We start from the raw sequence: 21582 nt of genomic DNA, 5'->3' as shown, positions 1-21582 counted from the left end.
CTAATCAAAGGTTGTGGTCATCGTCCGAATTCCAGTGTTTCCGGGCGAATACGGACGATTAAATTTCTACCGTCGGTCGCAGCGTTCCAATTCCCGACGGGTCGAACGTCGCGCTCTTGATGATGACGTGAACGGGGCGTCCGGGGGTCAAGCCCAGTTCGCGGACCGCCGCCGCCGTGACCCGCGCGGCCACCAGCGCGCCGTTGCAATCGATCTCCACCGCGACGTCGGCGCCGCTCGGGGTCACGGTCGCGACTTGGCCGGAGAGGATATTGCGGGCGCTCAGGCCTCGAGGCCGCTCGGTCGCCACCAGCACGTCGCGGGCCGGGATCCGTACGCGCAGCCGCGTTCCGGGCGGACGCATCGCCAGGCCCGGCACCAGCAGCTGCCCGGCCGTGCCGGTCAGGCGGGTCAGCCCGGTTTCCGGATCGGCCCCCGCCACGACCATGTCGAGGAGCGCGCCGGCTTCCGCCTCGTGGACCGGCACCAGATCGGACCGGCGCAGGATCGCCTCGGCGGGGCCGGCCGCCGCCACGCGCCCGGCTTCCAGCACGATCACCGTGGTCGCGAGCCGCGCCACCTCGGCCACCGCGTGGCTGACGTAGACGACCGGCACGCCGGCCTCGTCACGCAGGCGCTCGATGTACGGAAGGATCTCGGCCTTCCGGGCCTCGTCCAGGGCCGCCAGCGGCTCGTCCATCAGCAGCAGGCGCGGCTTGGCGAGCAGCGCCCGCCCGATCGCGACCCGCTGGCGCTCGCCCCCCGACAGGCCGACGGGGCGGCGGTCGAGGAGATGGCCGATCCCCAGCATCTCGGTCACCGCGGCAAAGCCGGCCGGGTCGGCGGGCCGGCGCGCGAAGATGCGGCCGTAGCCGAGATTGCTCCGCACGCTCAGATGCGGGAACAGCCGGGCGTCCTGGAACACCACCCCGACACGGCGCCGGTGCGGCGGCAGGAAGACGCCCGCCGCGGTGTCGACGAGCGTCGCCCCGCCGGCGACGATCCGACCACGATCCGGCCGGGCCAGCCCGGCGATCAGGTCGATCAGCGTCGTCTTTCCCGATCCCGAACGCCCGAACAGGGCGGTCAGTCCCGGGCCCGCGGCGAAGGCCGCATCCAGCGCGAAGGCGCCGCGCCGGAGCTGTACGTCGACGGTGATACTCATAGCCCGTACCTCCCGCGGCACGGGCGGCGGCGCAGCGCGTTGGCACCGGCTACGGAGCTTGCACGATGATCACGGTCCACCACCTCGAGAACAGCCGTTCGCAGCGCGTGCTGTGGCTGCTGGAGGAACTCGGCCTCCCCTACACGGTGAAGCGCTACGATCGAGATCCGCAGACCATGCGGGCGCCTCCGGACCTCATCGCCCTCCATCCGCTCGGCAAGGCGCCGATCATCACGGAGGAGGAAACGGTGGTGGCCGAGACCGGCGCCATCGTCACCTACCTGACCGACCGGGCCGGCGGCGCTCTGGTGCCCGCCCAGGGAACGCCCGAGCGCGGGCGCTACACCTACTGGCTGCACTACGCCGAGGGCTCGGCCATGCCACCGCTGCTGCTCAAGCTGGTGTTCGGTCGCTTGGCTCCGCAGAGCCCCTGGGCCTTGCGGCCCCTGGTCCGCGGGATCGCCGACACGGTGCTCAAGAGCTTCGTCGATCCGGATCTGCGGCGGCACGCGGCGTTCTGGGATGGGGAACTCGCCGACAGGCCGTTCTTCTGCGGCGGGGAGTTCACCGCGGCCGACATCATGATGAGCTTCCCGCTGGAGGCCTTCGCAGCCCGCGGGACCGGGACCGGGCCGCGGGTCACGGCCTGGCTCGCGCGGATCCATGCTCGCCCGGCCTACCGAGCGGCGCTGGAGCGGGGCGGCCCCTATGCGTACGCCTGAGCGGCGGTTGCACGGGGCGGCGGTCTGGCGTCTCGCCATCAGCCCGCCTGCAACCGGCGCGCAGCGCGGGACGCCAGGAACTCCGAGACCAGCAGGGCCGTCACCGACAGGGCGACCGAGATCAGGGTGAGGCGCAGGGCCGGCCCCTCCCCGCCCGGGACCTGGGTCAGCGTGTAGATCGCCGAGGGCAGGGTCTGGGTCTCCCCGGGGATGTTCGACACGAAGGTGATCGTCGCCCCGAACTCGCCCATCGCCTTGGCGAAGGCCAGCACGGCACCCGCAATGCAGCCCGGCAGGCTGAGGGGCAGCGTGACGGTGAGGAATACGACGAGCGGGCTCGCCCCGAGGGTGCCGGCCGCCTGCTCGAGTCTGGGATCGACCGCCTCGATCGACAGCCGCATCGCCCGCACCATCAGGGGGAATCCCATCACCGCGCAGGCGAGCGCGGCCCCGGTCCAGCGGAAGGCGAAGACGATGCCGATCTCCGCGAGCGCGCTCCCGAGGAATCCACGCCGGCCGAGCGCCAGCAGCAGCAGGTAGCCTGTCACCACCGGCGGCAGGATCAGCGGAAGGTGGACCAGCCCGTCGAGCAGCGCCCGCCCGGGGAACCGGCGTCGCGCCAGCAGCCACGCCACCGCGAGCCCCGGCAGCAGGCTCGCGAGGGTCGCCACGCTCGCCACCCGTAGGCTCAAGGCGACGGCGTTCCAGGCGTCGGGGGGGAGGTCGAACACGACCTTGGACGCGGGCGGCTACTGGCTGGCGCCGGGCTTGCCCATCACCCTGAAGCCCTGGCGCTCGAAGGAGGCCTTTGCCGCCGGGCCGCGCAGATACGCCAGCAAGGCGGCTGCATCGGGGTTGCGCGAATCCTTGATCAGCGCGGCCGGATAGACGATCGGCGGGTGGCTGTCGGACGGGAAGGTCGCGACCACGTGGACGCCCGGCTCGGCGGCGGCGTCCGTGGCGTAGACGATGCCCAGCGGCGCCTCGCCGCGGGCCACCAGCAGCAGGGCCGCGCGCACGTTCTCGGCCTGGGCGACCTGCCCCTTCACGGCGTCCCAGGCCCCGAGCTTCTCAAGGGCGGCCTTGCCGTACCTGCCCGCCGGGACGGCATCGATCGTGGCCATCGCCAGCTTGCCGCCGCCGAGGATCCGGGTGAGCGTCGAGCCGAGGTCCGGCGCCAGGGCGATCTCCGGGTCGGAGCCGGCATCCTTCGGCCCGGACGCGATCAGCACCAGGGCGTTGCGCAGGAGGTCGACGCGCGAGCCGGGCTTCAGGCTGCCGGCCTTCTCTGCGTCGTCCATCCAGGCCTGGTCGGCCGAGATGAACAGGTCGGCCGGCGCCCCGGCCTCGATCTGCTTGGCCAGGGCGTTCGAACCCGCATACGCGATCCGGGTGTTCGTACCGGTTTCCTTCGTCCAGCTGGCCGCCGCGTCGTCCAACGCGTTCTTCAAGCTCGCTGCGGCGAAGACGACCACCGGATCGGCCGCTCGGGCCGGCCTTGTCGCCGGGACGAGGGCCAGCACGGCGAGCAGCGTCAGGATCCGTCGGGTGGGTGGCATCGGCTCGGGCATCCCCTGGCGCGACCCGTGAACCGGCCGCCTGCGCCCGGGACCTTAAGTGCGGCGCCCCGGCGGGCCAAGCGCCGTTCAGTTGCGCGACGTCTCCCGGCGCTCCCGTGGCGCCGCCTCGGCCCGGTGAAGCCGGCTCAGCAGCACCAGCAGATGGCCCGGCAGCGGGCCGTCCGGCGCCGGTCCGCCGAAGAGCCGTTCACGGGGTAAAGGGCGGACCGCCCCATCGTTGACGATGACGGGCTCGCGCGGTCCGGAACGCCTGGGCTTGGTCACGCTGTACGCACCCTGCTTGATCACGCAATCTGGCGGAAGCCGGCAAAAACGTCGGCCCCAGTCGCCAGTTCCGTGGGCGATCTGTGGATTCTGTGGTTAACGCTTGGACACCCTGCCGCATTCCTAGGCGCCGCCCGCAGCGAATCCGGAGTGCGTGGACCGCCTCACCAGGTCCGAATGTCGCGCCGCCCGTGCTGCTCGGCTTCGGGCGCCGGACTCATCCCGGCCGCGACCAGGATGGCCCACAGCGTGGCCACGAGGGTCGTCGTGAGCGTGACGGCGACGCTGACGAGCAGGGGTGAATTCATGGCGACGCTGTCATCTGTCAAAACGGGCGCGCCGGCACACGAAGCGCGGCGCGCCAGAGTTGAGGGTCTGGCCTTGGGGAAGCCGAGACTGTTGTAATCAGCGAAATCCTGCACGGAAACTGATTTAAATCGATTTCGGTCCGGCGATTGTCAGATGTGTCGACGCAGCAACAAATCGGCAATCCTCGCCTCCGACGTGGCGAGATCGCGGCGCCGGATGCGGTTTTTTTCGCATCTGCCCCTGTGATGCGGCGCGCTCCGGGGCTACAGCCCGGCACCATGCTCGAAGGTCTGCCACCCCACCGCCCGACTCACATCCTGCGCCTGACGACCGATGAGCGGTCGGCCCGGGCCATGACCGATCTGCTGGGCGAGATGTTCGATCCCACCGAGACCGCCGTGGCGGCGTTCGAGGATGCGGATGGCTTCACCTGGCGGCTCGAGGCCTACTTCGCGGACGCTCCGGACGAGGATTACGTCCGCGATCTGATCCGTCCGGTGATCGGGGACGAGGCGGACGTCGCCGAATTCCGCACCATCGAGGAGCGGGATTGGGTCCGGACATCCCTGGAGGGGCTGAATCCGGTCCGGGCCGGCCGCTTCCTCGTCCACGGCGCACATGACCGCGATGCGGTGCGCGGCAACGACCTGCCGATCGAGATCGAGGCGGCCCTGGCGTTCGGCACCGGCCATCACGGCACGACCCTCGGTTGCCTGCGGGCGCTGGTCGCGGAATTGAAGCGACGGCGTCCGGCGCGTGTCCTGGATGTGGGCACCGGGACCGGGATCCTGGCTTTCGCGGCCGCCAAGGCGTTGCGGCAGCCGGTGGTGGCGGGCGACCTCGACGGCGAGGCGGTCCGGACCGCCCGGGAGAACGCCCGCCTCAATGGCCTCGGACCCTATCTCAAGCTCTACGAGGGCCCCGGCGTGCGCCATCGGCTCGCAGACCGGACCCGGCACTTCGACCTCGTCTTCGCCAACATCCTCGCGCGGCCCCTGCGCCGCCTCGCCCCGACCCTGTCGCGTGTGGTCGCCCCCGCGGGCGTGCTGGTCCTGTCCGGCCTGATCGAACGCGACGTGTCTGGTGTGCTCTCGGCCTATCGCCACCAGGGCTTCCATCTCGTGAGAAGCGGCCTGATCGAGGGCTGGGTCGCCCTGGTGCTGACCCGCGGCGGTGCGGCGAAGCGGCCCCGGCGCTGAACCGGGATCCGGGCCGCGCATTGCCCGGGCATGAGCCAGATTCCGCGTCCCGATCCGCCATCCGATCCCATCACCGAGGGCGCGCAGGCCCGGGCCCGGGGCCGACCGAAAGATTCCTGTCCTTACCCGGCCGACTCATCCGATCGCATCGCTTGGCTGGAGGGTTATAACGGCGTACCCTCCGGCAAAGCCCCGGATCTGCCGATCGCCGACGCCTGATTCCGGCGCCCCGCCGGAAATCCCAGGCAGTCCCTGCGCTATCGCGCGGTCCGGAGCCGTCCCGGCCCCCTCCATCCTTCCGGCAACGTCTCGGCGACCGGGCTGTCCGCACCGTCCGCGTGTGCGACCGGGGCGCCGAGCGCGGCCATCAAGACACGCAGACCCTCGACCCACTCCTCCGCCTCCGCGAGCGACGCGAAGCCGTCGCGCCGGATCACCGTATCCGGCTCGATCGTGGTGATGGCGTCGAAGAGACCGTCGGGTCTGTCGCTGATCCGGTAGAAGACGCGGCGTGGCATGACCTGGGAGATAGGGCAAAGAACTGGCGTGATAAGATTGCGCGCGACTCTAAACCATAGGTTACGCCTGCGAGCATCATCCGAAAGGTGGGTGGACGGTTCGAAAAGCGGGGCTGCGCGCGATCCGCGCGTCGATTCCGCCCGGTTGCGACGATGGACCGGCCGGCGATAGGGTCCGCGCATGACAGAGCCAAGCCCGACCCGCCCCCGGTTCCAGACCTTCGACGACCCGAGCCATCGCAAGGGTGCGGAGCGGATCGAGGCCCTGCGCGCGGCCCTGCGCGAGACCGCCGTCGACGGGTTCGTGGTGCCCCGGGCCGACGAGCACCAGTCGGAATACGTGCCGGCCGACGCGGAACGGCTGGCGTGGCTCACCGGCTTCACGGGCTCGGCCGGAACCGCCCTGATCCTGATCGAGTCGGCCGCCCTGGTCGTCGATGGGCGCTACACCCTGCAGGCACCCGAACAAGTCGATACCGGGGTCGTCACCGTGGTGCCGCTGGCCGAATCGACCGCGGAGGCCTGGATCGCCGACAACCTCAAGCGCGATCAGGTTCTCGGCTACGATCCCTGGCTGCACACGTCGGACGGCGTCGCCCGCCTGGAGCGGGCCGCCGTGAAGGCGGGCGGGTCGGTGCGGCCCGTGCCGAACCTCGTGGACGCCGTCTGGGCAGGCCGTCCGAAGCCGCCGGCCGGGCCGGTGGTTCCCCATCCCCAGGCGTTCGCGGGTGAGTCGGTCGCCGACAAGCTCGCCCGGGTGCGCACGGCCCTGGCCGAGGGCGGCTGCGATGCCCTTGTGATCTCCGACCCGCACAACCTCGCCTGGGCGTTCAACCTGCGCGGCTCCGATGTCGGCCATACCCCTCTGGCGCTCGGCTACGCGATCGTTCCGCGCGAAGGGCGGGCACGGCTGTTCCTGGTCTCGCCAAACGTCGATCCGGCTCTGCGCACGGCCCTGGCGCCGGTCGCCGAGATCCTGTCGCGGGCCGACCTCGACGACGGGCTCGGTTCGCTCAGCGGCGTGCGCGTGCGGGTCGATGCCGCGACGGGCGCCGTCGCCCTGAAGGAGAAGATCGAGGCCGCGGGCGGGACCGCCGATGTCGGCAAGGACCCGATCACCGCCATGAAGGCGGTCAAGAACGCTGCCGAGATCGAAGGCGCCCGCGCCGCCCATATGCGCGACGGCGCGAGCGTCGTGCGCTTCCTGGCTTGGCTCGACGGCGCCGCCGCCGCGGGGGGCTTGAGCGAGATCGCCGCCGTGGAGGCCCTGGAAGACTTCCGCGCAGCCGGCGGCGACCTGCGCGACGTGTCGTTCCCAACGATCTCGGGCTCCGGCCCGAACGGCGCGATCGTACATTACCGGGTCACCCGTGCCAGCGACCGGACCGTGCGGGCTGGCGAGCTGTTCCTGATCGATTCCGGGGCGCAATACCCGGACGGCACCACCGACATCACCCGGACGGTCGCGGTCGGCGAGCCGACGGAGGCGATGCGCGAGCGGTTCACCCGTGTGCTGAAGGGGCACATCGCCATCGCCCGGGCGGTGTTTCCGAAGGGCACGACCGGCGCCCAGATCGACGCCTTCGCCCGCGCGCCGCTTTGGCAGGCGGGACTGGATTTCGACCACGGCACCGGCCACGGCGTCGGCGCCTTCCTGTCGGTCCATGAGGGGCCGCAGCGCATCGCCAAGACCGGGACCGTGGCGCTGGAGCCCGGCATGATCCTGTCGAACGAGCCAGGCTACTACGCGCCCGGCGCCTACGGCATCCGGATCGAGAACCTCGTCCTGGTCGAGCCGCGCGCGATCCCTGGTGGCGAGCGCCCGATGCTCGGCTTCGAGACCCTGACGCTCGCTCCCTACGACCGGCGGCTGATCCGCCCGGACCTGCTCGCGCCGGAGGAGCGGACCTGGATCGACGCCTATCACGCCCGGGTGCGCGACACCCTGGCACCGCTCGTCGATGCCGGAACCCGCGTGTGGCTGGAACGCGCCACCGCGCCGCTGGCGGGTTGAGGGCGGGGAGGCTTTGCTGGGCGCGCCCTTGTGCAGGCGCAGGCAGCACGACAGAGTAGACAGACCGCTTGGTGGACCTCGTTCGCTCAAGCAACGCGCGGCCAAGCTTTTCGAGGGTGCTTGACCATGCCCCGACGCTCACAGGATCTCGCCGAGGTCGCGAAAAAGGCTGCCAATGCGTCCTTCGGGAGCGCTCTGGTGCAGAAAGTTTGCCTCGGCGATATGGAAGGGTCTGACGGCGAAGACGTCAGGCGCGTCCAACTGATCGTCTCGGACGACGCGACGGACCAACTCGACGGCGACAAGCTGCTCGATGCCGGCCTAGCTATCAGCCAAGCTTTGCGGAAGGCGGGCGAGCCGTTGCGTATCGTCGTCCAGTACGCTGAACAGCGCGAGCTTGACGAACTTGACGCTGATTAATCCTGACCATCTGTTCGTACAGGCAGATACTTTTCTTCTTCAAATCGATCGTGGCTCGTTACGTCAAGCCGAGTTGCGTCGGGCATTTTCGAATGTCTACTACGGATTGTTTCACGCGATCTTGACTGCCGCAGTTGATGAGGTGGTCGGCAGAAGCGTGCGAGGAAGTCCTATTGGGACCCTGGCCTATCGCTCAATATCCCATCAGCGATTGAGAATTCTATGCGAATAAATTGAAAAAAATCTCGAACAGAAGATCAAATCTTGCGAACCCATCGGCGGGTTCGATGTTTATATGCGAACGATAGCCCGGCCGGTAATTGAGTTGCAGGACAAGCGGCACGCCGCCGACTACGATCCGTCCCTGTCGTTCTATGCAAACCGACGCGCGGGCGGCCCTCCAGACGGCCCGATCCGCGGTCAACCGGCTGGCCCATCTGAGGGCGGATCAGCGACGGGCGTTCCTCAATCTCATCCTGTTCGAGCCCCGCTGAGCGATCCCAGCGGCGTCATGGTCTCGGCCTCACCGCGCTGAGCGGAGGACAGGGCGCTGACCCCCGCGCTATAAGAGGCCTCGTCACGGAAAAGCCCGCGCCGGTCCCGAAGACATCCGGGTGAAACCGCGACGGCCCCGCGCGCGAAGGGACAGCATGATCCGCCGCCTCGCCTTCCTGCTCCTGATGCTCGCCGCGAGCCTGTCGGCTGCGTCCGCGCAGGGGTTCCGCACGCCGCCCGACCTCGTGCGGGCGAGCCTCGTGGCCGAGCCGGTCGCGGTGGCCGGGGCGCAGCCGTTCACCCTGGCGGTGCGGATGCAGGTGAAGCCGGGCTGGCACGTCTACTGGCGCAATCCGGGCGATTCCGGCCTGCCGCCGGAGGTGACGTGGACCCTGCCGGCGGGCTTTAACGCGGGCGCGATCCGGTGGCCGGCCCCCGAGCGCATCGCGATCGCGACGCTGATGAACTACGGATACGAGGGCGAGGTCACCCTGCTCGTGCCGGTCACGCCGCCGCCGAGCCTCGACCCGGCCGATCCGGTGCGGATCCAGGCCAAGCTGACCTATCTGGTCTGCGAGACCGAATGCGTCCCGGGCTCCGCCGACCTCGCCCTCACCCTGTCGGTGGGCGAGCCCCGGCCCGATGCCGAGCAGGCCGCCCTGTTCGAGCGCGCCCGCACCGCCTTGCCCACCCCGGCGCTCTGGCCGCTGCAACTCTCGAGTCAGGGCGACACCCTGCAGCTCGACTTCGCCGCGCCCGGCCTCAAGCCCGAGACCATCAAGGCCGCATCGTTCTTCCCCTATTCCGAGACCGCGATCGATAACGCCGCCGCCCAGGTGATGCGCGTCGACGAATCCGGACTGCACCTCACCCTCGCCCGGAGCACCCCTACGGATCCGGCACCGGCGGCCCTGCCGGGCGTGCTCACCGTGGACGAGGAGACCGGCGGCGGCACGCACCGCCTCGCCTTCGCGTACGGGGACGAGCCGGTGCTGCCGGCCCCTGCGGCTGCGCCCGAGGCTTCCGCCGCAGCCCAACCGGTCGCCCCGGTTTTCGACGCGCTGACCCTGGCGACCGCGGCGGGCCTGGCCTTCCTGGGCGGGCTGATCCTCAACCTGATGCCCTGCGTCTTCCCCGTCCTGTCGATCAAGGTGCTCGGCCTCGTGCGGCATGCCGGCGAGAGCGCGGCGCGCGTGCGCCTGCACGGCCTCGCCTACACGGCGGGCGTGCTGGCGAGCTTCCTCGGCCTCGCCGGCCTGCTGCTCGCCCTCAAGGGCGGCGGGGCCGCGATCGGCTGGGGTTTCCAGCTGCAATCGCCTTCCGTGGTGGCCGGGCTCGCCTATCTGCTGCTCGCCATGGGCCTGAGCCTGTCGGGGGTGGTCCATGTCGGCGGACGGCTCGCCGGCATCGGCGACGGGCTGGCCCGGCGCTCGGGCCTGAGCGGCTCGTACTTCACGGGCGTGCTCGCGACCCTGGTCGCGACCCCCTGCACGGCGCCGTTCATGGGCTCGGCCGTGGGTTTCGCGCTGACCCAGAGCGCCGGCGTCGCGCTTGCGGTGTTCGCCTGCCTGGGCCTGGGCCTCGCCCTGCCCTTCCTAGCGCTGACCCTGTGGCCGCCGGCCCTGCGGGCGCTGCCGCGGCCGGGGGCCTGGATGGAGACCCTCAAGCAGGTTCTGGCCTTCCCGGTCTACGCCACGGTGGCGTGGCTGATCTGGGTCCTGGCCCAGCAGGTCGGCCCGCAGGGGCTGCTGGCGGCGCTGATCGGCCTCGTGCTGGTGGGCTTCGCGGCCTGGGCCTGGGAGCACGGACGCGCCGCGGCCCCGCGGGTCGGCCCCATCGTCCAGGGCGTCGCGCTGCTCACGGTCGCCGCCGTCGCGGCGCTGACCCTGAGCCTCGATCGCGACCGGGCCGTGCCCGCCGCCCAGGCCGCCGCCGACGGCGTCGAGCCGTTCACGCAGGCGCGTCTCGACGCCCTGGTGAACGCGCGGCGGCCGGTCTTCGTGAACATGACCGCCGCCTGGTGCATCACCTGCGCGGTCAACGAGACGACCTCGCTGTCCACGAAGGCCGTGCGGGCCGCCATGAAGGATCGGAGCGTCACCTACCTGAAGGGCGACTGGACCAACCAGAACCCCGAGATCACCCGCCTGCTTGAGGCGCATGGGCGCAGCGGCGTGCCGCTGTACCTACTCTACACGGGCGCTGGGGAGCCGCAGGTGCTGCCGCAGATCCTCACCGAGGGAACGGTGCTGGCGGCCTTGGAGGCGGTGCCGGCCGCGTCCGGCAAGAGCGCGGCGCTGGTGCGCTGATTGCGACGAGCAGGAAGGGTTCAGGCTTCGAGGGAAAACGTTTCGTCGAAGGCATAGCCCGAGCCCCGCACGGTGCGGATCGGGTCGGCCTGCCGCGGGGCGTTGAGCGCTTTGCGCAAACGCCCGACATGCACGTCCACGGTGCGCTCGTCGATATAGACGTCGTGGCCCCAGACTCCATCGAGGAGCTGTTCCCGGGAAAACACCCGGCCCGGCGCCAGCATCAGGAATTCGAGCAGCCGGAATTCGGTCGGTCCGAGATGGAGTTCCTCGCCGGCGCGTCGGACCCGGTGGCCGGAGCGGTCGAGCTCGATGTCGCCCGCGGCCAGACGGTCGGCGACGTGGGCCGGCTTGGCCCGGCGCAGCAGCGCCCGAACCCGGGCCAGCAGTTCCGGCACCGAGAACGGCTTGACGATGTAGTCGTCCGCGCCGGTCCCGAGCCCGCGGACCCGGTCGCCCTCCTCGCCGCGAGCGGTGAGCATGATCACCGGCAGCCGCTCGGTCTCGCGTCGGGCCCGGATGCGACGGCACAGCTCGATGCCGGAGAGGCCGGGCAGCATCCAGTCGAGCAGGACCAGGTCGGGCGTGCGCTCGGCCAGGAGCAGTTCCGCGTCGTCACCGCGGCTCGCCGAATCTACCAGGAAGCCCTCGGCCTCCAGGTTGTAGCGCAGCAGGGTGGTCAACGCCTCCTCGTCCTCGACGATCAGGACTTGCATGCTCACGTTCGATAACCTGTTCCGAATTCGGCACGCATCGACTCAACCGCGCCGGAGGGCCCGGACGCGCCGATGGTGCAGTAGGCGCCGCAATCCCTCAACCCACGCGCCACTCCACTCGGGATTTGTCCCACGAGGTGGAGTGCGCGCTGCAGAGGCACCGCGACCCGCATGTCACGGGGCCGGGGCGGAGGGCCCGACCGTCGCATAGTTCGACGCGTCGTTCTTCGGCCGCTCCCCCGCCAGCGTCTCGCCGGTGGCGAGGTAGTGGATCGTCTCGGCGATGTTGGTCGTATGGTCGCCGATGCGCTCGACGTTCTTCGCGCAGAACAGCAGGTGCGTGCAGAACGAGATGTTGCGCGGATCTTCCATCATGTAGGTGAGGAGTTCGCGGAACAGCGAATTGTACAGGGCGTCGATCTCGCCGTCCCGCTCCCAGACATCGTAGGCCGCCTTGATGTCGCGGCTGGCATAGGCGTCGAGGATGTCCTTGAGCTGGGCTTCCGCCAGGTCGCTCATATGGCGCACGCCCAGCACGATCTTCTGCGCGGGCGCCTGATCGGAGATCGCGACGACCCGCTTGGCGACGTTCTTGGCGAGATCGCCGATCCGCTCCAGATCGCCGGAGACGCGGATCGCCGAGATGGTCTCGCGCAGATCGATCGCCAGCGGCTGGCGCCGGGCGATGAGCAGGACTGCCCGCTCCTCGATGTCGCGCTGGAGCGCGTCGAGGCGCTTGTCGGCGAGGATCACCGCCTGGGCGAGCGTATCGTCCCGGCGGACCAGGGCGTCGGTCGCCTCGGCGGCCATCTTCTCGGCGACGCCGCCCATCTCGGAGATCGAGCGGCGGAGGTCATCCAGGTCGGTGTCGTAAGAACTGACGATATGGCCGGGCATGGTGGATCCTTCGATGGCGTCCCGCAAACCTTGATCCGCGAGGTCTGGCGGAAACCCGCCGCTGCGATCACGGATACCGATGTGCGTTTCCCGGTACCCAGTCCCTTGCGTAGTTCACGTCATGATGCGGAGCGGATCGGCTTTCGGTATGCGACGACAAACAATCGGAATAGGCCGATGTTCCCAGATCAACGCAGCATGTCTCGGAGTAGCGCCCGGTCGTCTTCCGATCGGGCGCGGCCCCTCGTCTTGAAATCGGCGGGTCGACATGTGCCGATCCGGTACTCAACTCTTAAGCGAATTGCTTAGCCGAACCGGCCGGTGATGTAATCCTGGGTGCGTTGCTCGACAGGATTCATGAACATCCGGTTGGTCGGGCCGAACTCGATCAACTCACCCAGATACATGAAGGCGGTGAACTGCGAGATGCGGGCAGCCTGCTGCATGTTGTGCGTGACGATCACGATGGTGAATTCGTCGCGCAGTTGCTCGATCAACTCCTCGATGCGGCCCGTGGAGATCGGGTCGAGCGCCGAGGTTGGCTCGTCGAACAGGATAACCTCCGGGCTCTGGGCCACGGTGCGGGCGATGCACAGGCGCTGCTGCTGGCCGCCGGAGAGGCCGGTGCCGGCCTGGCGCAGCTTGTCCTTCACCTCGTCCCAGAGGGCGGACTTGCGCAAAGCCTGCTCCACCCGCCCGTCGAGCTCGGATTTCGGCAGCTTCTCGTAAAGGCGCAGCCCGAAGGCCACGTTGTCGTAGATCGACATCGGGAACGGCGTCGGCTTTTGGAAGACCATGCCGATCCGCGCGCGCAGATCGTTCAAGTCGACGGACGGATCGAGCACGTTCTGGCCGTCGAGCATGATCTGACCCTCGGCCCGCTGCTCCGGGTAGAGGCTGTAGATCCGGTTGAAGCAGCGCAGCAGGGTGGACTTGCCGCAGCCGGACGGTCCGATTAGGGCCGTGACCTGCCGGTCGTGGAAGTTGATGTCCACGTTCTTCAGCCCGTGGAAGCTGCCGTAGTAGAAGTTGAGGCCCTTCACGGCGATCCGGACCGCACCGCCCTCGTTGGCGTGGTTGCGGGTGAGATCGACCGTGGGGATCGCGGAGGCGGCGTTCATCGTCGTGTCCTCGAGAAGGGTCTTAGCGCGACATCTGCGGCTTGATGACGAGACGGGCGATGATCGACAGCACCAGGATCGTCGCGGTGATGAGGAGCGCCCCGGCCCAGGCGAGGCTCTGCCAGTTCGGATAGGGCGAGAGGGCGAACTGGTAGATCATGACCGGGAGGTTCGCGACGCCGCCCATCAGGTCGGGCGAGAACCACGAATTGTTGTTGAGCGCGGTGAACAGGAGCGGCGCCGTCTCGCCGGCGATGCGGGCCAGCGCCAGGATGATCCCCGTGACGATGCCGGCCGAGGCCGCCCGCCAGGTGACGCTGATGATCACCGTCGAGGGCGGGGCGCCCAGCGCAGCCCCGGCCTCGCGCAGGGTGCCGGGCACCAGGCGCATCATGTCCTCGGTCGTGCGCACGATCACCGGCACCGCGATGATGGCGAGCGCCACGCCGCCGGCCCAGCCCGAATAGGTCCCCATCGGCCGGACCATCAGGGTGTAGACGAACAGGCCGATCAGGATCGACGGTGCCGAGAGCAGGATGTCGTTGAGGAAGCGGATCAGCCCGGCGATCTTGGAGAACCGGCCGTACTCGGCCAGGTAGGTCCCGGCCATGACGCCGATCGGCGTCGCGACCGTGATCCCGATTCCGGTGAGCACCAGGCTGCCCAGGATCGCGTTGGCGATGCCGCCGCCCTCGGAGCCGGGCCCCGGGGTCGGGTGCATGAACATGGCGGGCGTGAAGCCCTGCACGCCCTGGATGATCAGCATCAGCAGGATCGAACCGAGCACCACGGCGCCCACGATCGTGGCGACCAGGCAGGCGGTGCGCAGCACGCGGTCGGCGATCCGCCGGCTGGGGCGGACACGTCCGGAGCGGCGCGGCGCGGCGGTGTTGAGGGCCATGGGGTTGGACGCGTCCATCGTGAGCCCTCCTCAGGCAGCTTTGACGCGGCGCGTCAGCAGCCGGGCGATGATGAGCACCACGAAGGTGATGACGAAGAGAATGCAGCCCAGGGCCATCAGGGCGTTGAGCTGAAGTCCGTCAGCCTCGTTGAACTCGTTGGCGATGCGCGACGCGATGGTCGAGCTCGGGTCGAAGATCGAGGCCGAGAGGCGGTTGGCGTTGCCGATCACGAAGGTCACCGCCATCGTCTCGCCGAGGGCGCGCCCGAGGCCGAGCATGATCGCGCCGATGATCGAGACGGAGGCCTGCGGGACCAGCACGTGGCGGACCACCTCCCAGGTGGTGCAACCGATGCCGTAGGCGCTCTCGCGCAGAACGGTCGGGATCTGGTCGAGCATGTCCCGGGCGATCGAGGCGATGAACGGCACGATCATGATCGCCAGGATGATGCCTGCGGTGAACACGCCGACCCCGGACGGGACCCGGGCGTAGAACAGCGTGCCGACGATCGGCATGCCCTCGACGATGTTCGACACCGGGATCTGGACGAAGCGCGCGAAGAGCGGCGCGAACACGAACAGGCCCCACATGCCGTAAATGATGCTCGGCACCGCGGCGAGCAGCTCGATGGTCATCGCCACCGGCTTGCGGGCCCAGCCCGGGCAGAGCTGGGTAAGGTAGACGGCGATCCCCAGGGAGACCGGGACGCCGATCAGGAGCGCCAGGGTGGCCGAGGCCACGGTCCCGATCACGGCGACCAGGGAGCCGTACTGCTCGGTCCCGACGTTCCAGGCGCTGGAGGTCAGGAAGGCGAAGCCGAATTCCCGGAAGGCGGGCCAGCCGCCATAGAGGATCGAGCCCAGGATTCCGGCAAGCACGATCAGCACGAACAGGGCGGCCCCGTAGGAGCAGACCCGGAACAGGGTGTCGAGGCTCCGGCTCGGTCCCTTGCGCGCGGCAGCGGCGCGAGGTCGGGCGAGGGCAATCGTCTCGGTCAAAGCGGACATCCGCGATTCTCTGCGAAGGGAGGCGTGGTAGCGCGGTGCGGGCCGCGATGCGAGGGAGGGGGCTTCAACCCCCTCCCTCCTCTTACTCACATGTTGAAGACGGGCTTACCGTCCTTACCCTTCACGGTTTTCCATTCTTCGTGGATCAGGGCGACGACATTGTCCGGCAGCGGCACGTAATCGAGGTCCGCGGCGAGTTTGTCGCCGTTCTTATAAGCCCAATCGAAGAACTTCAGCGTATCTGCGGCCTTTGCCGCGTCGGCCGATTCCTTGTGGACGAGGATGAACGTCGCCGCCGTGATCGGCCACGCGTCGTCGCCCGGCTGGTTGGTCAGCGAGATGCCGAAGCCCGGGGCCGACTTCCAGTCGGCGCTGGCGGCGGCGGCCTGGAACGCCTTGTCGTCCGGCTGCGGATACTTGCCGGCCTTGTTCTGCAACAGGGCGTAAGCGAGCTTGTTCTGCTTGGCGTAGGCGGATTCGACGTAGCCGATGGCGTTCGGCACCTGCTTGACGGTGGCGGTGACGCCCTCGTTGCCCTTGCCGCCCTGCCCGACCGGCCAGGAGATCGTCGTGGCCGCGCCGTATTCCTTCTTCCAGGTCTCGGAGGCCTGGGACAGGTAGGTGGTGAAGATGTTGGTCGTGCCCGAGGCGTCCGACCGGTAGACCGGGGTGATGGTGGCGTCGGGGAGCTTCACGCCGTCGTTGAGCTTCGCGATCCGCGGGTCGCTCCACTTGGAGATCTTGCCGGCGTAGATGTCTGCCAGGATGTCGCCGGTGAGCTTCAACTTGCCGGGCTCGAGGCCGGCGATGTTCACCACCGGCACGACGCCGCCCATCACGGTGGGGAACTGGACGAGGCCGTCCTTGGCCAACTGCTCGCCCTTGAGCGGGGCGTCGGTGGCGCCGAAATCGACGGTCTTGGCCTGGATCTGCTTGATGCCGCCGCCGGAACCGATCGACTGGTAGTTCAGTCCCGAGCCGGTCTCCTTGCGGTAGGCTTCGGCCCACTTGGAGTAGACCGGGAACGGGAAGGTGGCGCCGGCTCCCGTGATGTCGGCAGCGAGTGCGGCGGACGCCAGCTGGACCGTCGCGAGGCCGACGGCGAGCGCGTAAGCAAAGGGTCTCAAGGGAATCTCCGTAGCCGTCGGGCGAGAGCCTGCGCCTCTCTGCCGGCAAGCCCATGCCCGCGGCAGAGCTGTGCGGCCGGTCTTCCAAGAGACCCGGCGCCGGCCGCCCGATGGGCCGGGCGTTACGACAGGGAGATGACATCGGCATGACATCGCGCCGCAGACACGAAGGCACGGTTTGGGGCGCTGGCGCGTTCAAGCCCGGTGGCGGCGTCTCGGCGATGCCGTCCGCGCGACCAGGAAGGCAGTCGGATCGTGGATGATCAGGGGACCGACGCACAGGAAGGTCCCGATGCGGCATGGCTTGCCCTGCACGCCGACCGCGAGGCCGTGGAGCGCGCGCTGACCCTGGCGCAGGCGCGCCAGCGCTACGGCACCGACGCCGAGGCGATCGCTCAGGCGCGCCGCGAGGAGGCCGAACTTCTGGTGGATCTCGACCGGATCCTCACGCAGATCCGGGCCGCGGAGTATCGCCGGCGGCCGGGCTCGCGGCGCTGGTAGCGCAGGGCGAAAGCAATCTTGGCCGGGGCGAATATGGATTCGGTCGCGGCGCGGCTTCAGCCGACCCGGCGCAGCTCCCGCTCTTTCTGGCGCAGGCGCAGGAGCAGTTCGACGTGGGTGTCGGTGATCGGCTGCGTGTCGACGCTGCCCTCATAGACCGTACGAAGCGTCAGCCCGAGCTGATGCGTGTCGATCGCCTGCTTGAGGGCTCGACCGGGATGCCCGCGCCCCTCGGACGCGACGATGGACGGCTTCATGTTTTCCTCCCGCCCTTCAACCGCGTGCTCCTGAACCACGGTCCCGGGATGGGATCAGTCTCGCCAAGAATGGTTAACGAAACGTTACGCGCAACAAACGGTTAAGGTTGATGCGCGTTCATGCATCTGCGCCTTGCAGCAGCCTGGCCGCCGCGGCCCGGGCCTCATCGGTCACCGTGGCGCCGGCCAGCATCCGGGCGATCTCCTCGCGGCGCTCCGCGACCGGCAGGCTCGCCACTCGGGTCGCGACCCGGCCGGCGCCTTTCACAGGGGCCTTGGCGATCAGGAAATGCGTGCTCGCGCGGGCTGCGACCTGGGGCGCGTGGGTCACGGCCACCACCTGGACGGTGGCGGCGAGCCGGGCCAAGCGCAAGCCGATCGCGTCGGCCACCGCGCCCCCGACCCCGGTGTCGATCTCGTCGAAGATCAGAGTCGGGGCGGAGCCCTTGTCGGCGAGCACGACCTTCAGGGCCAGCATGAAGCGCGACAACTCACCGCCGGAGGCGACCTTCATCATCGGGCCGGGCTTCGTGCCGGGGTTGGTTTGCGCCCAGAACTCGACCCGGTCGATGCCGGCGGGATCGCGCGCCTCCGGGTCGGTGACGATCTCGGTGATGAACCGGGCGCGCTCGAGCTTCAGCGGCGGCAGCTCGGCCTTCACGGCCGAGTCGAGCTGCTTGGCCGCCCGGCGTCGGCCGGCGCTGAGTTTTTCCGCCGCCTCGGCATAGGCGGACTCAGCCTTGGCGCGGGCCTGTTCGAGCCCTTCGAGGGCCGCCTCCCCGGCATCGAGGCTCGCGACCTCGCCGGCGTAGCGCTCCGCCAGGGCGGCGAGGTCGTCGGCCGGGACGTCGTATTTCCGCGAGGCGGCGCGCAGCGCGAACAGCCGCTCTTCCGCGCGCTCCAGGTCGCGCGGGTCGAACTCGGTCTCGGAGACGGCCGCGTCCAGGACCGCCCGCGCCTCGTCGAGGGCGACCATGGCGGCGTCGAGGGCGTTGACGCAGGGATCGATCAGGGCGGGGAGCTGCCCGGCCCGGCGCTCCAGCTTGCGCAGGGCGGCCGAAATGTGCGGCACGCCGGAATGCGGTCCGCCGACGGCGTCCAGCGCCTCGTTCAGCTCGCGGGCGACCTTTTCCGATTGCTGCATGACGCTGCGACGTTCGGCGAGCTGAGCCTCCTCGCCGTGCTGGGGCGCCAAGGTGGCGAGTTCCTCCACGGCGTGGCGCAGGAAATCCGCCTCCTTGCGGGCCGCCTCGATGCGGGCTCGGTGCTCGACGAGTTCCGTGCGCGCCGTGCGCACGGCCTTGGCCGCCGTCGCGACCTTCACGAGTTGCGATTGCAGGCCCCCGAAGGCGTCGAGGATCGCCCGGTGGGAGGCCGGGTCGGCCAGCGCGCGGTCGTCGTGCTGGCCATGGATCTCCACGAGCGCGGCGCCGATCGCCCGCAACACCTGCACGCCCACCGGCTGATCGTTGACGAAGGCGCGGGTGCGGCCGTCGGCCATCTGGGTCCGGCGCAGGATCAGGTCGCCCTCGGTGTCGATCTCGGCCTCGGTCGCGATCCGACGGGCCGGATGATCCAGGGGGAGGTCGAACACCGCGGTGACGCCGCCCTGCGGCTCGCCATGGCGCACGAGTCGACCGTCGCCGCGACCACCGAGGGCCAGGGTGAAGGCGTCGAGCAGAATCGATTTGCCCGCACCCGTCTCCCCGGTCAGGACGCTGAGGCCTGTCCGGAAATTCAGTTCGAGCCTGTCGATCAGAACGATGTCGCGGATCGCGAGCTGCGCCAGCATGCGGCGGCGGGGATTCCTGAGGACGGGACCGCAGACATAAGGCCGCTGCGGCGCGGAATCACCCCAAAAATGCGCCGCGGCGCATCTCCGGTGACGCGGGTCTGCGCGGACGAGAAAGGCCCGGAGCGTCGGCTCCGGGCCTTGGGACATCTGGCGGCAGGCCGAAACCCGCCGGATCGATCACTCGGCCGAGGCGGTCTTGCCCGTGACGGTCCGGTAGATCTTGGACAGGAACGAGGTCTTCTCCTCGCGGGGCTCGACGCCGCCCTTGGCCAGGAGCGCGTGCGCATCCTTGTACCAGGGGCTGTCCGGGAAGTTGTGCCCCAGCACCGCCGCGGAGTTCTGTGCCTCCTGGGTGATGCCGAGCGCCCAGTACGCCTCGGTCAGGCGCTCCAGCGCCTCTTCCGCGTGGCGGGTGGTCTGGTACTTGGCGACGACGTCGCGGAACCGGTTGATCGCGGCCGGGAAGTTGCGCCGCTCCAGGTAGTAGCGGCCGACCTCCATCTCCTTGCCGGCGAGCTGGTCGCGGGTGATCTGGATCTTCGAGCGTGCGTCCGTCGAATACTCGGAGGTCGGGTACTTCTGGACCAGTTCCTGCAGGGCCACCAGCGCCTTCTCGGACCGGTCTTGGTCGCGGGTCACGTCCGGGATCTGCTTGTAGTTCGACATCGCCATCAGGTACTGCGCGTAGGCGGCATCCTTGCTGGCCGGATGGCGCTGCAGGTACCGCTTCGCTGCGCTGATCGCGTCGTCGTACTTCTGGCCCTCGTAGTTGGCGTAGGCCGTCATGAGCAGCGCCTTCCGGGACCACTCGGAATATTGGTACTGCTTGTCGAGGCTATCGAATTTCTTGACCGCGCCCTCGTAGTCGCTGTCCTCCAGCTTGGCCAAGCCCTCGCTGTAGAGCTTGTCCGCGGGGACATCCGGAACGACTTCGGGCTTGTACTTCTCGGCGAACAGGTTGGTCGGGTCGAAGTCGCAGCCGCCGAGGCCCAGGCCGAGAACGGCCACGAGAGGCGCCATGAAGGCAGCCGCCCGGCGATGACGAATGGTGACAGGCATCTGGCGCTCTTTCCCGGGACCGGCGCACGTCCCGCGCCGTCGTGCCATCGCGTGAGTGGATCCGGACCGACCGGGCCGTGCCCGTCGTTCACGGACCGTTAAACCCTGACGGTTGATTCGGGCACGAAAGCGGCAAGGCCGCGGCAGACCGTATCGGTTGCCAGCTGTGTCCCGCGGGTCACAGAATAGGGGTCAAAGATCGCCCGCGAAGGCGGCGATGCCGAGGCCGACGCCGAGTTCCGACAGGACGGCTTCGCGGCGCGAGCCCTGCGCCTCGATGATGGCGTAGTTGGACCGGTCCGCGAACAGGGCGGAGAGCACGCCGACATTCATCCGGTGGCCGCCGCAATAGGAGCGATAGGCGCCCTGGATCGGCAGTCCGGCCAGCGCAAGGTCGCCGACCGCATCGAGGATCTTGTGGCGGACGAACTCGTCCGGGAAGCGCAGGCCCTCGGGATTGACCACCGCGGTCTCGCCGACCGCGACGGTGTTCTCCAGCGAGGCACCGAGCGCGAAGCCGGCTTTCCAGTAGCGCTCCACGTCCTTCATCATCCCGAAGGTGCGGGCGCCGGCGATCTCCCGGCGGTAGGTGGCGGGCGACAGGTCCATCGCCTTGCGCGAGCGGCCGATCACCGGGCTGTCGAAATCGATCTCCACGTCGAGGCGGAAGCCCCGGTCGATCGGGCGCAGCTCGGCGAAGGCACGGCCGGTCTCGATGCGGACGTGGCGCAGGATCTTCAGCCAGCGGCGCGGGGTGCCGCAGGAGGCGATCCCGGCCGTGTCGATGGCCTGAACGAATTGGAGAGCGGACCCGTCGAGGATCGGCATTTCCGGCCCGTCGATCTCGACCAGGGCGTTGTCGACCCCCAGTCCGTAGAGGGCCGACATCAGATGCTCGATGGTGGCGACGGCACCGGTCTCGACGTCACCGATGACGGTGCAGAGTTCGGTGGCGGAGACCAGGGCGTGATGCGCCTTGATCAGGCGGTCGTTGCCGTGGGTGGTGCTGGTCCGAAGAAACGCGATTCCGTGATTGGCCGGAGCGGGGCGGATAGTAATCTCGGCCGGGTTCCCGGAATGGACCCCGACTCCCGAGAGCGTTACCGGCCCCTTCAGGGTCGTCTGTTTATGCGTTCGCATTCATTAGCCCCCGGCCGCGATCAGGTCCGCCATCCCGACCGGGGATGGTGAGGAAACTGTCCGAT

Annotated in this window: 23 protein-coding genes; 7 read left to right on the top strand and 16 right to left on the bottom strand. The window is 69.2% G+C overall.

Annotated elements, in window-relative coordinates:
* Window positions 1–58 precede the first annotated feature (58 nt).
* The gene (gene modC, locus MFF40_RS07240) at window positions 59–1165 is read right to left on the bottom strand and encodes a molybdenum ABC transporter ATP-binding protein (protein ID WP_147897285.1); all 1107 of its coding nucleotides are present in this window, start codon (window positions 1163–1165) and stop codon (window positions 59–61) included.
* 65 nt (window positions 1166–1230) lie between these two features.
* On the opposite strand from modC, the gene MFF40_RS07235 reads away from it, so the two are divergent.
* A complete protein-coding gene (locus tag MFF40_RS07235) occupies window positions 1231–1887 on the top strand; it encodes a glutathione S-transferase (protein ID WP_147854799.1) in 657 nt (218 codons plus the stop codon).
* Between the two features lie 38 nt (window positions 1888–1925).
* Here MFF40_RS07235 and modB read toward each other — a convergent pair whose 3' ends face one another.
* From modB to MFF40_RS07215, 4 genes are all read right to left on the bottom strand, one after another.
* Window positions 1926–2618 (bottom strand): molybdate ABC transporter permease subunit, encoded by a 693-nt coding sequence (gene modB, locus MFF40_RS07230; RefSeq protein ID WP_147854800.1) that lies wholly within the window; start codon window positions 2616–2618, stop codon window positions 1926–1928.
* 18 nt (window positions 2619–2636) lie between these two features.
* Complete coding sequence (modA, locus tag MFF40_RS07225; protein ID WP_147854801.1) at window positions 2637–3446, bottom strand: molybdate ABC transporter substrate-binding protein; 810 nt, start codon at window positions 3444–3446, stop codon at window positions 2637–2639.
* 87 nt (window positions 3447–3533) lie between these two features.
* Complete coding sequence (locus tag MFF40_RS07220) at window positions 3534–3731, bottom strand: hypothetical protein (protein ID WP_147854802.1); 198 nt, start codon at window positions 3729–3731, stop codon at window positions 3534–3536.
* Between the two features lie 164 nt (window positions 3732–3895).
* The gene (locus MFF40_RS07215; protein ID WP_187277708.1) at window positions 3896–4039 is read right to left on the bottom strand and encodes a hypothetical protein; all 144 of its coding nucleotides are present in this window, start codon (window positions 4037–4039) and stop codon (window positions 3896–3898) included.
* A 279-nt stretch (window positions 4040–4318) separates the two neighbouring features.
* Here MFF40_RS07215 and MFF40_RS07210 point away from each other — a divergent pair, with 279 nt between their 5' ends.
* Both MFF40_RS07210 and MFF40_RS07205 read left to right on the top strand, forming a co-directional pair.
* Window positions 4319–5239 carry a 50S ribosomal protein L11 methyltransferase gene (locus MFF40_RS07210; RefSeq protein WP_147854803.1) on the top strand — a complete coding sequence of 307 codons (921 nt, stop codon included), beginning with the start codon at window positions 4319–4321 and terminating at the stop codon, window positions 5237–5239.
* A gap of 30 nt (window positions 5240–5269) precedes the next feature.
* Window positions 5270–5458: a ribosome modulation factor gene (locus MFF40_RS07205; RefSeq protein ID WP_147854804.1), complete on the top strand. Its 189-nt coding sequence runs from the start codon at window positions 5270–5272 to the stop codon at window positions 5456–5458.
* Between the two features lie 38 nt (window positions 5459–5496).
* Here MFF40_RS07205 and MFF40_RS07200 read toward each other — a convergent pair whose 3' ends face one another.
* Window positions 5497–5757, bottom strand: a complete 261-nt coding sequence (locus MFF40_RS07200) for a hypothetical protein (RefSeq protein WP_147854805.1) — start codon at window positions 5755–5757, stop codon at window positions 5497–5499.
* 181 nt (window positions 5758–5938) lie between these two features.
* Between MFF40_RS07200 and MFF40_RS07195 the strand changes: the two genes are divergently transcribed.
* The 3 genes from MFF40_RS07195 to MFF40_RS07185 all read left to right on the top strand — a co-directional run bounded on the left by MFF40_RS07195 (window position 5939) and on the right by MFF40_RS07185 (window position 10995).
* A complete protein-coding gene (locus MFF40_RS07195) occupies window positions 5939–7771 on the top strand; it encodes an aminopeptidase P family protein (protein WP_238260033.1) in 1833 nt (610 codons plus the stop codon).
* Window positions 7772–7891: 120 nt separating this feature from the next.
* Window positions 7892–8191, top strand: coding sequence for a hypothetical protein (locus MFF40_RS07190; RefSeq protein ID WP_147854807.1), 300 nt, complete (start codon window positions 7892–7894; stop codon window positions 8189–8191).
* Window positions 8192–8841: 650 nt separating this feature from the next.
* Window positions 8842–10995, top strand: a complete 2154-nt coding sequence (locus MFF40_RS07185) for a protein-disulfide reductase DsbD family protein (protein ID WP_187278080.1) — start codon at window positions 8842–8844, stop codon at window positions 10993–10995.
* Window positions 10996–11015: 20 nt separating this feature from the next.
* Here MFF40_RS07185 and phoB read toward each other — a convergent pair whose 3' ends face one another.
* The 6 genes from phoB to pstS form a co-directional block, all read right to left on the bottom strand.
* On the bottom strand, window positions 11016–11711 hold the full coding sequence (gene phoB / locus MFF40_RS07180) for a phosphate regulon transcriptional regulator PhoB (RefSeq protein ID WP_147854464.1): 696 nt from the start codon (window positions 11709–11711) through the stop codon (window positions 11016–11018).
* 174 nt (window positions 11712–11885) lie between these two features.
* On the bottom strand, window positions 11886–12608 hold the full coding sequence (gene phoU / locus MFF40_RS07175; RefSeq protein WP_147854454.1) for a phosphate signaling complex protein PhoU: 723 nt from the start codon (window positions 12606–12608) through the stop codon (window positions 11886–11888).
* Between the two features lie 305 nt (window positions 12609–12913).
* Window positions 12914–13729, bottom strand: a complete 816-nt coding sequence (gene pstB, locus MFF40_RS07170; RefSeq protein WP_147854455.1) for a phosphate ABC transporter ATP-binding protein PstB — start codon at window positions 13727–13729, stop codon at window positions 12914–12916.
* Window positions 13730–13751: 22 nt separating this feature from the next.
* Complete coding sequence (pstA, locus tag MFF40_RS07165; protein WP_147854456.1) at window positions 13752–14648, bottom strand: phosphate ABC transporter permease PstA; 897 nt, start codon at window positions 14646–14648, stop codon at window positions 13752–13754.
* 12 nt (window positions 14649–14660) lie between these two features.
* Window positions 14661–15638 (bottom strand): phosphate ABC transporter permease subunit PstC, encoded by a 978-nt coding sequence (gene pstC, locus MFF40_RS07160; RefSeq protein WP_147897288.1) that lies wholly within the window; start codon window positions 15636–15638, stop codon window positions 14661–14663.
* Between the two features lie 86 nt (window positions 15639–15724).
* Window positions 15725–16765 (bottom strand): phosphate ABC transporter substrate-binding protein PstS, encoded by a 1041-nt coding sequence (gene pstS / locus MFF40_RS07155; RefSeq protein WP_147897289.1) that lies wholly within the window; start codon window positions 16763–16765, stop codon window positions 15725–15727.
* A gap of 255 nt (window positions 16766–17020) precedes the next feature.
* Here pstS and MFF40_RS07150 point away from each other — a divergent pair, with 255 nt between their 5' ends.
* Window positions 17021–17266: a hypothetical protein gene (locus MFF40_RS07150; RefSeq protein ID WP_147854459.1), complete on the top strand. Its 246-nt coding sequence runs from the start codon at window positions 17021–17023 to the stop codon at window positions 17264–17266.
* A gap of 56 nt (window positions 17267–17322) precedes the next feature.
* Here MFF40_RS07150 and MFF40_RS07145 read toward each other — a convergent pair whose 3' ends face one another.
* From MFF40_RS07145 to lpxC, 4 genes are all read right to left on the bottom strand, one after another.
* On the bottom strand, window positions 17323–17523 hold the full coding sequence (locus MFF40_RS07145; protein ID WP_147854460.1) for a hypothetical protein: 201 nt from the start codon (window positions 17521–17523) through the stop codon (window positions 17323–17325).
* Between the two features lie 118 nt (window positions 17524–17641).
* Window positions 17642–19315 (bottom strand): DNA repair protein RecN, encoded by a 1674-nt coding sequence (gene recN, locus MFF40_RS07140; protein ID WP_238260031.1) that lies wholly within the window; start codon window positions 19313–19315, stop codon window positions 17642–17644.
* A 180-nt stretch (window positions 19316–19495) separates the two neighbouring features.
* The gene (locus tag MFF40_RS07135; protein WP_147854462.1) at window positions 19496–20377 is read right to left on the bottom strand and encodes an outer membrane protein assembly factor BamD; all 882 of its coding nucleotides are present in this window, start codon (window positions 20375–20377) and stop codon (window positions 19496–19498) included.
* Window positions 20378–20569: 192 nt separating this feature from the next.
* Entirely contained in the window at window positions 20570–21517 is a 948-nt protein-coding gene (gene lpxC, locus MFF40_RS07130) for a UDP-3-O-acyl-N-acetylglucosamine deacetylase (RefSeq protein WP_147854463.1), read from the bottom strand.
* Window positions 21518–21582: the final 65 nt, after the last annotated feature.

Origin of the sequence: Methylobacterium mesophilicum (assembly GCF_022179445.1) — a bacterium.
GTDB classification, from domain to species: Bacteria; Pseudomonadota; Alphaproteobacteria; order Rhizobiales; family Beijerinckiaceae; genus Methylobacterium; species Methylobacterium mesophilicum.
This window is presented reverse-complemented; position numbering and strand designations above follow the sequence as displayed.

What these genes read in the sequence shown, in the direction of transcription:
- recN (WP_238260031.1), bottom strand. Translation starts at nt 19,315, where the DNA reads ATGCTGGCGCAGCTCGCGATCCGCGACATCGTTCTGATCGACAGGCTC.
- pstC (WP_147897288.1), bottom strand. Translation starts at nt 15,638, where the DNA reads ATGTCCGCTTTGACCGAGACGATTGCCCTCGCCCGACCTCGCGCCGCT.
- MFF40_RS07235 (WP_147854799.1), top strand. Translation starts at nt 1,231, where the DNA reads ATGATCACGGTCCACCACCTCGAGAACAGCCGTTCGCAGCGCGTGCTG.
- MFF40_RS07195 (WP_238260033.1), top strand. Translation starts at nt 5,939, where the DNA reads ATGACAGAGCCAAGCCCGACCCGCCCCCGGTTCCAGACCTTCGACGAC.
- modC (WP_147897285.1), bottom strand. Translation starts at nt 1,165, where the DNA reads ATGAGTATCACCGTCGACGTACAGCTCCGGCGCGGCGCCTTCGCGCTG.
- pstB (WP_147854455.1), bottom strand. Translation starts at nt 13,729, where the DNA reads ATGAACGCCGCCTCCGCGATCCCCACGGTCGATCTCACCCGCAACCAC.
- phoU (WP_147854454.1), bottom strand. Translation starts at nt 12,608, where the DNA reads ATGCCCGGCCATATCGTCAGTTCTTACGACACCGACCTGGATGACCTC.
- MFF40_RS07145 (WP_147854460.1), bottom strand. Translation starts at nt 17,523, where the DNA reads ATGAAGCCGTCCATCGTCGCGTCCGAGGGGCGCGGGCATCCCGGTCGA.
- MFF40_RS07205 (WP_147854804.1), top strand. Translation starts at nt 5,270, where the DNA reads ATGAGCCAGATTCCGCGTCCCGATCCGCCATCCGATCCCATCACCGAG.
- modA (WP_147854801.1), bottom strand. Translation starts at nt 3,446, where the DNA reads ATGCCACCCACCCGACGGATCCTGACGCTGCTCGCCGTGCTGGCCCTC.
- lpxC (WP_147854463.1), bottom strand. Translation starts at nt 21,517, where the DNA reads ATGCGAACGCATAAACAGACGACCCTGAAGGGGCCGGTAACGCTCTCG.
- pstA (WP_147854456.1), bottom strand. Translation starts at nt 14,648, where the DNA reads ATGGACGCGTCCAACCCCATGGCCCTCAACACCGCCGCGCCGCGCCGC.
- MFF40_RS07210 (WP_147854803.1), top strand. Translation starts at nt 4,319, where the DNA reads ATGCTCGAAGGTCTGCCACCCCACCGCCCGACTCACATCCTGCGCCTG.
- MFF40_RS07135 (WP_147854462.1), bottom strand. Translation starts at nt 20,377, where the DNA reads ATGCCTGTCACCATTCGTCATCGCCGGGCGGCTGCCTTCATGGCGCCT.
- MFF40_RS07200 (WP_147854805.1), bottom strand. Translation starts at nt 5,757, where the DNA reads ATGCCACGCCGCGTCTTCTACCGGATCAGCGACAGACCCGACGGTCTC.
- MFF40_RS07185 (WP_187278080.1), top strand. Translation starts at nt 8,842, where the DNA reads ATGATCCGCCGCCTCGCCTTCCTGCTCCTGATGCTCGCCGCGAGCCTG.
- phoB (WP_147854464.1), bottom strand. Translation starts at nt 11,711, where the DNA reads ATGCAAGTCCTGATCGTCGAGGACGAGGAGGCGTTGACCACCCTGCTG.
- MFF40_RS07215 (WP_187277708.1), bottom strand. Translation starts at nt 4,039, where the DNA reads ATGAATTCACCCCTGCTCGTCAGCGTCGCCGTCACGCTCACGACGACC.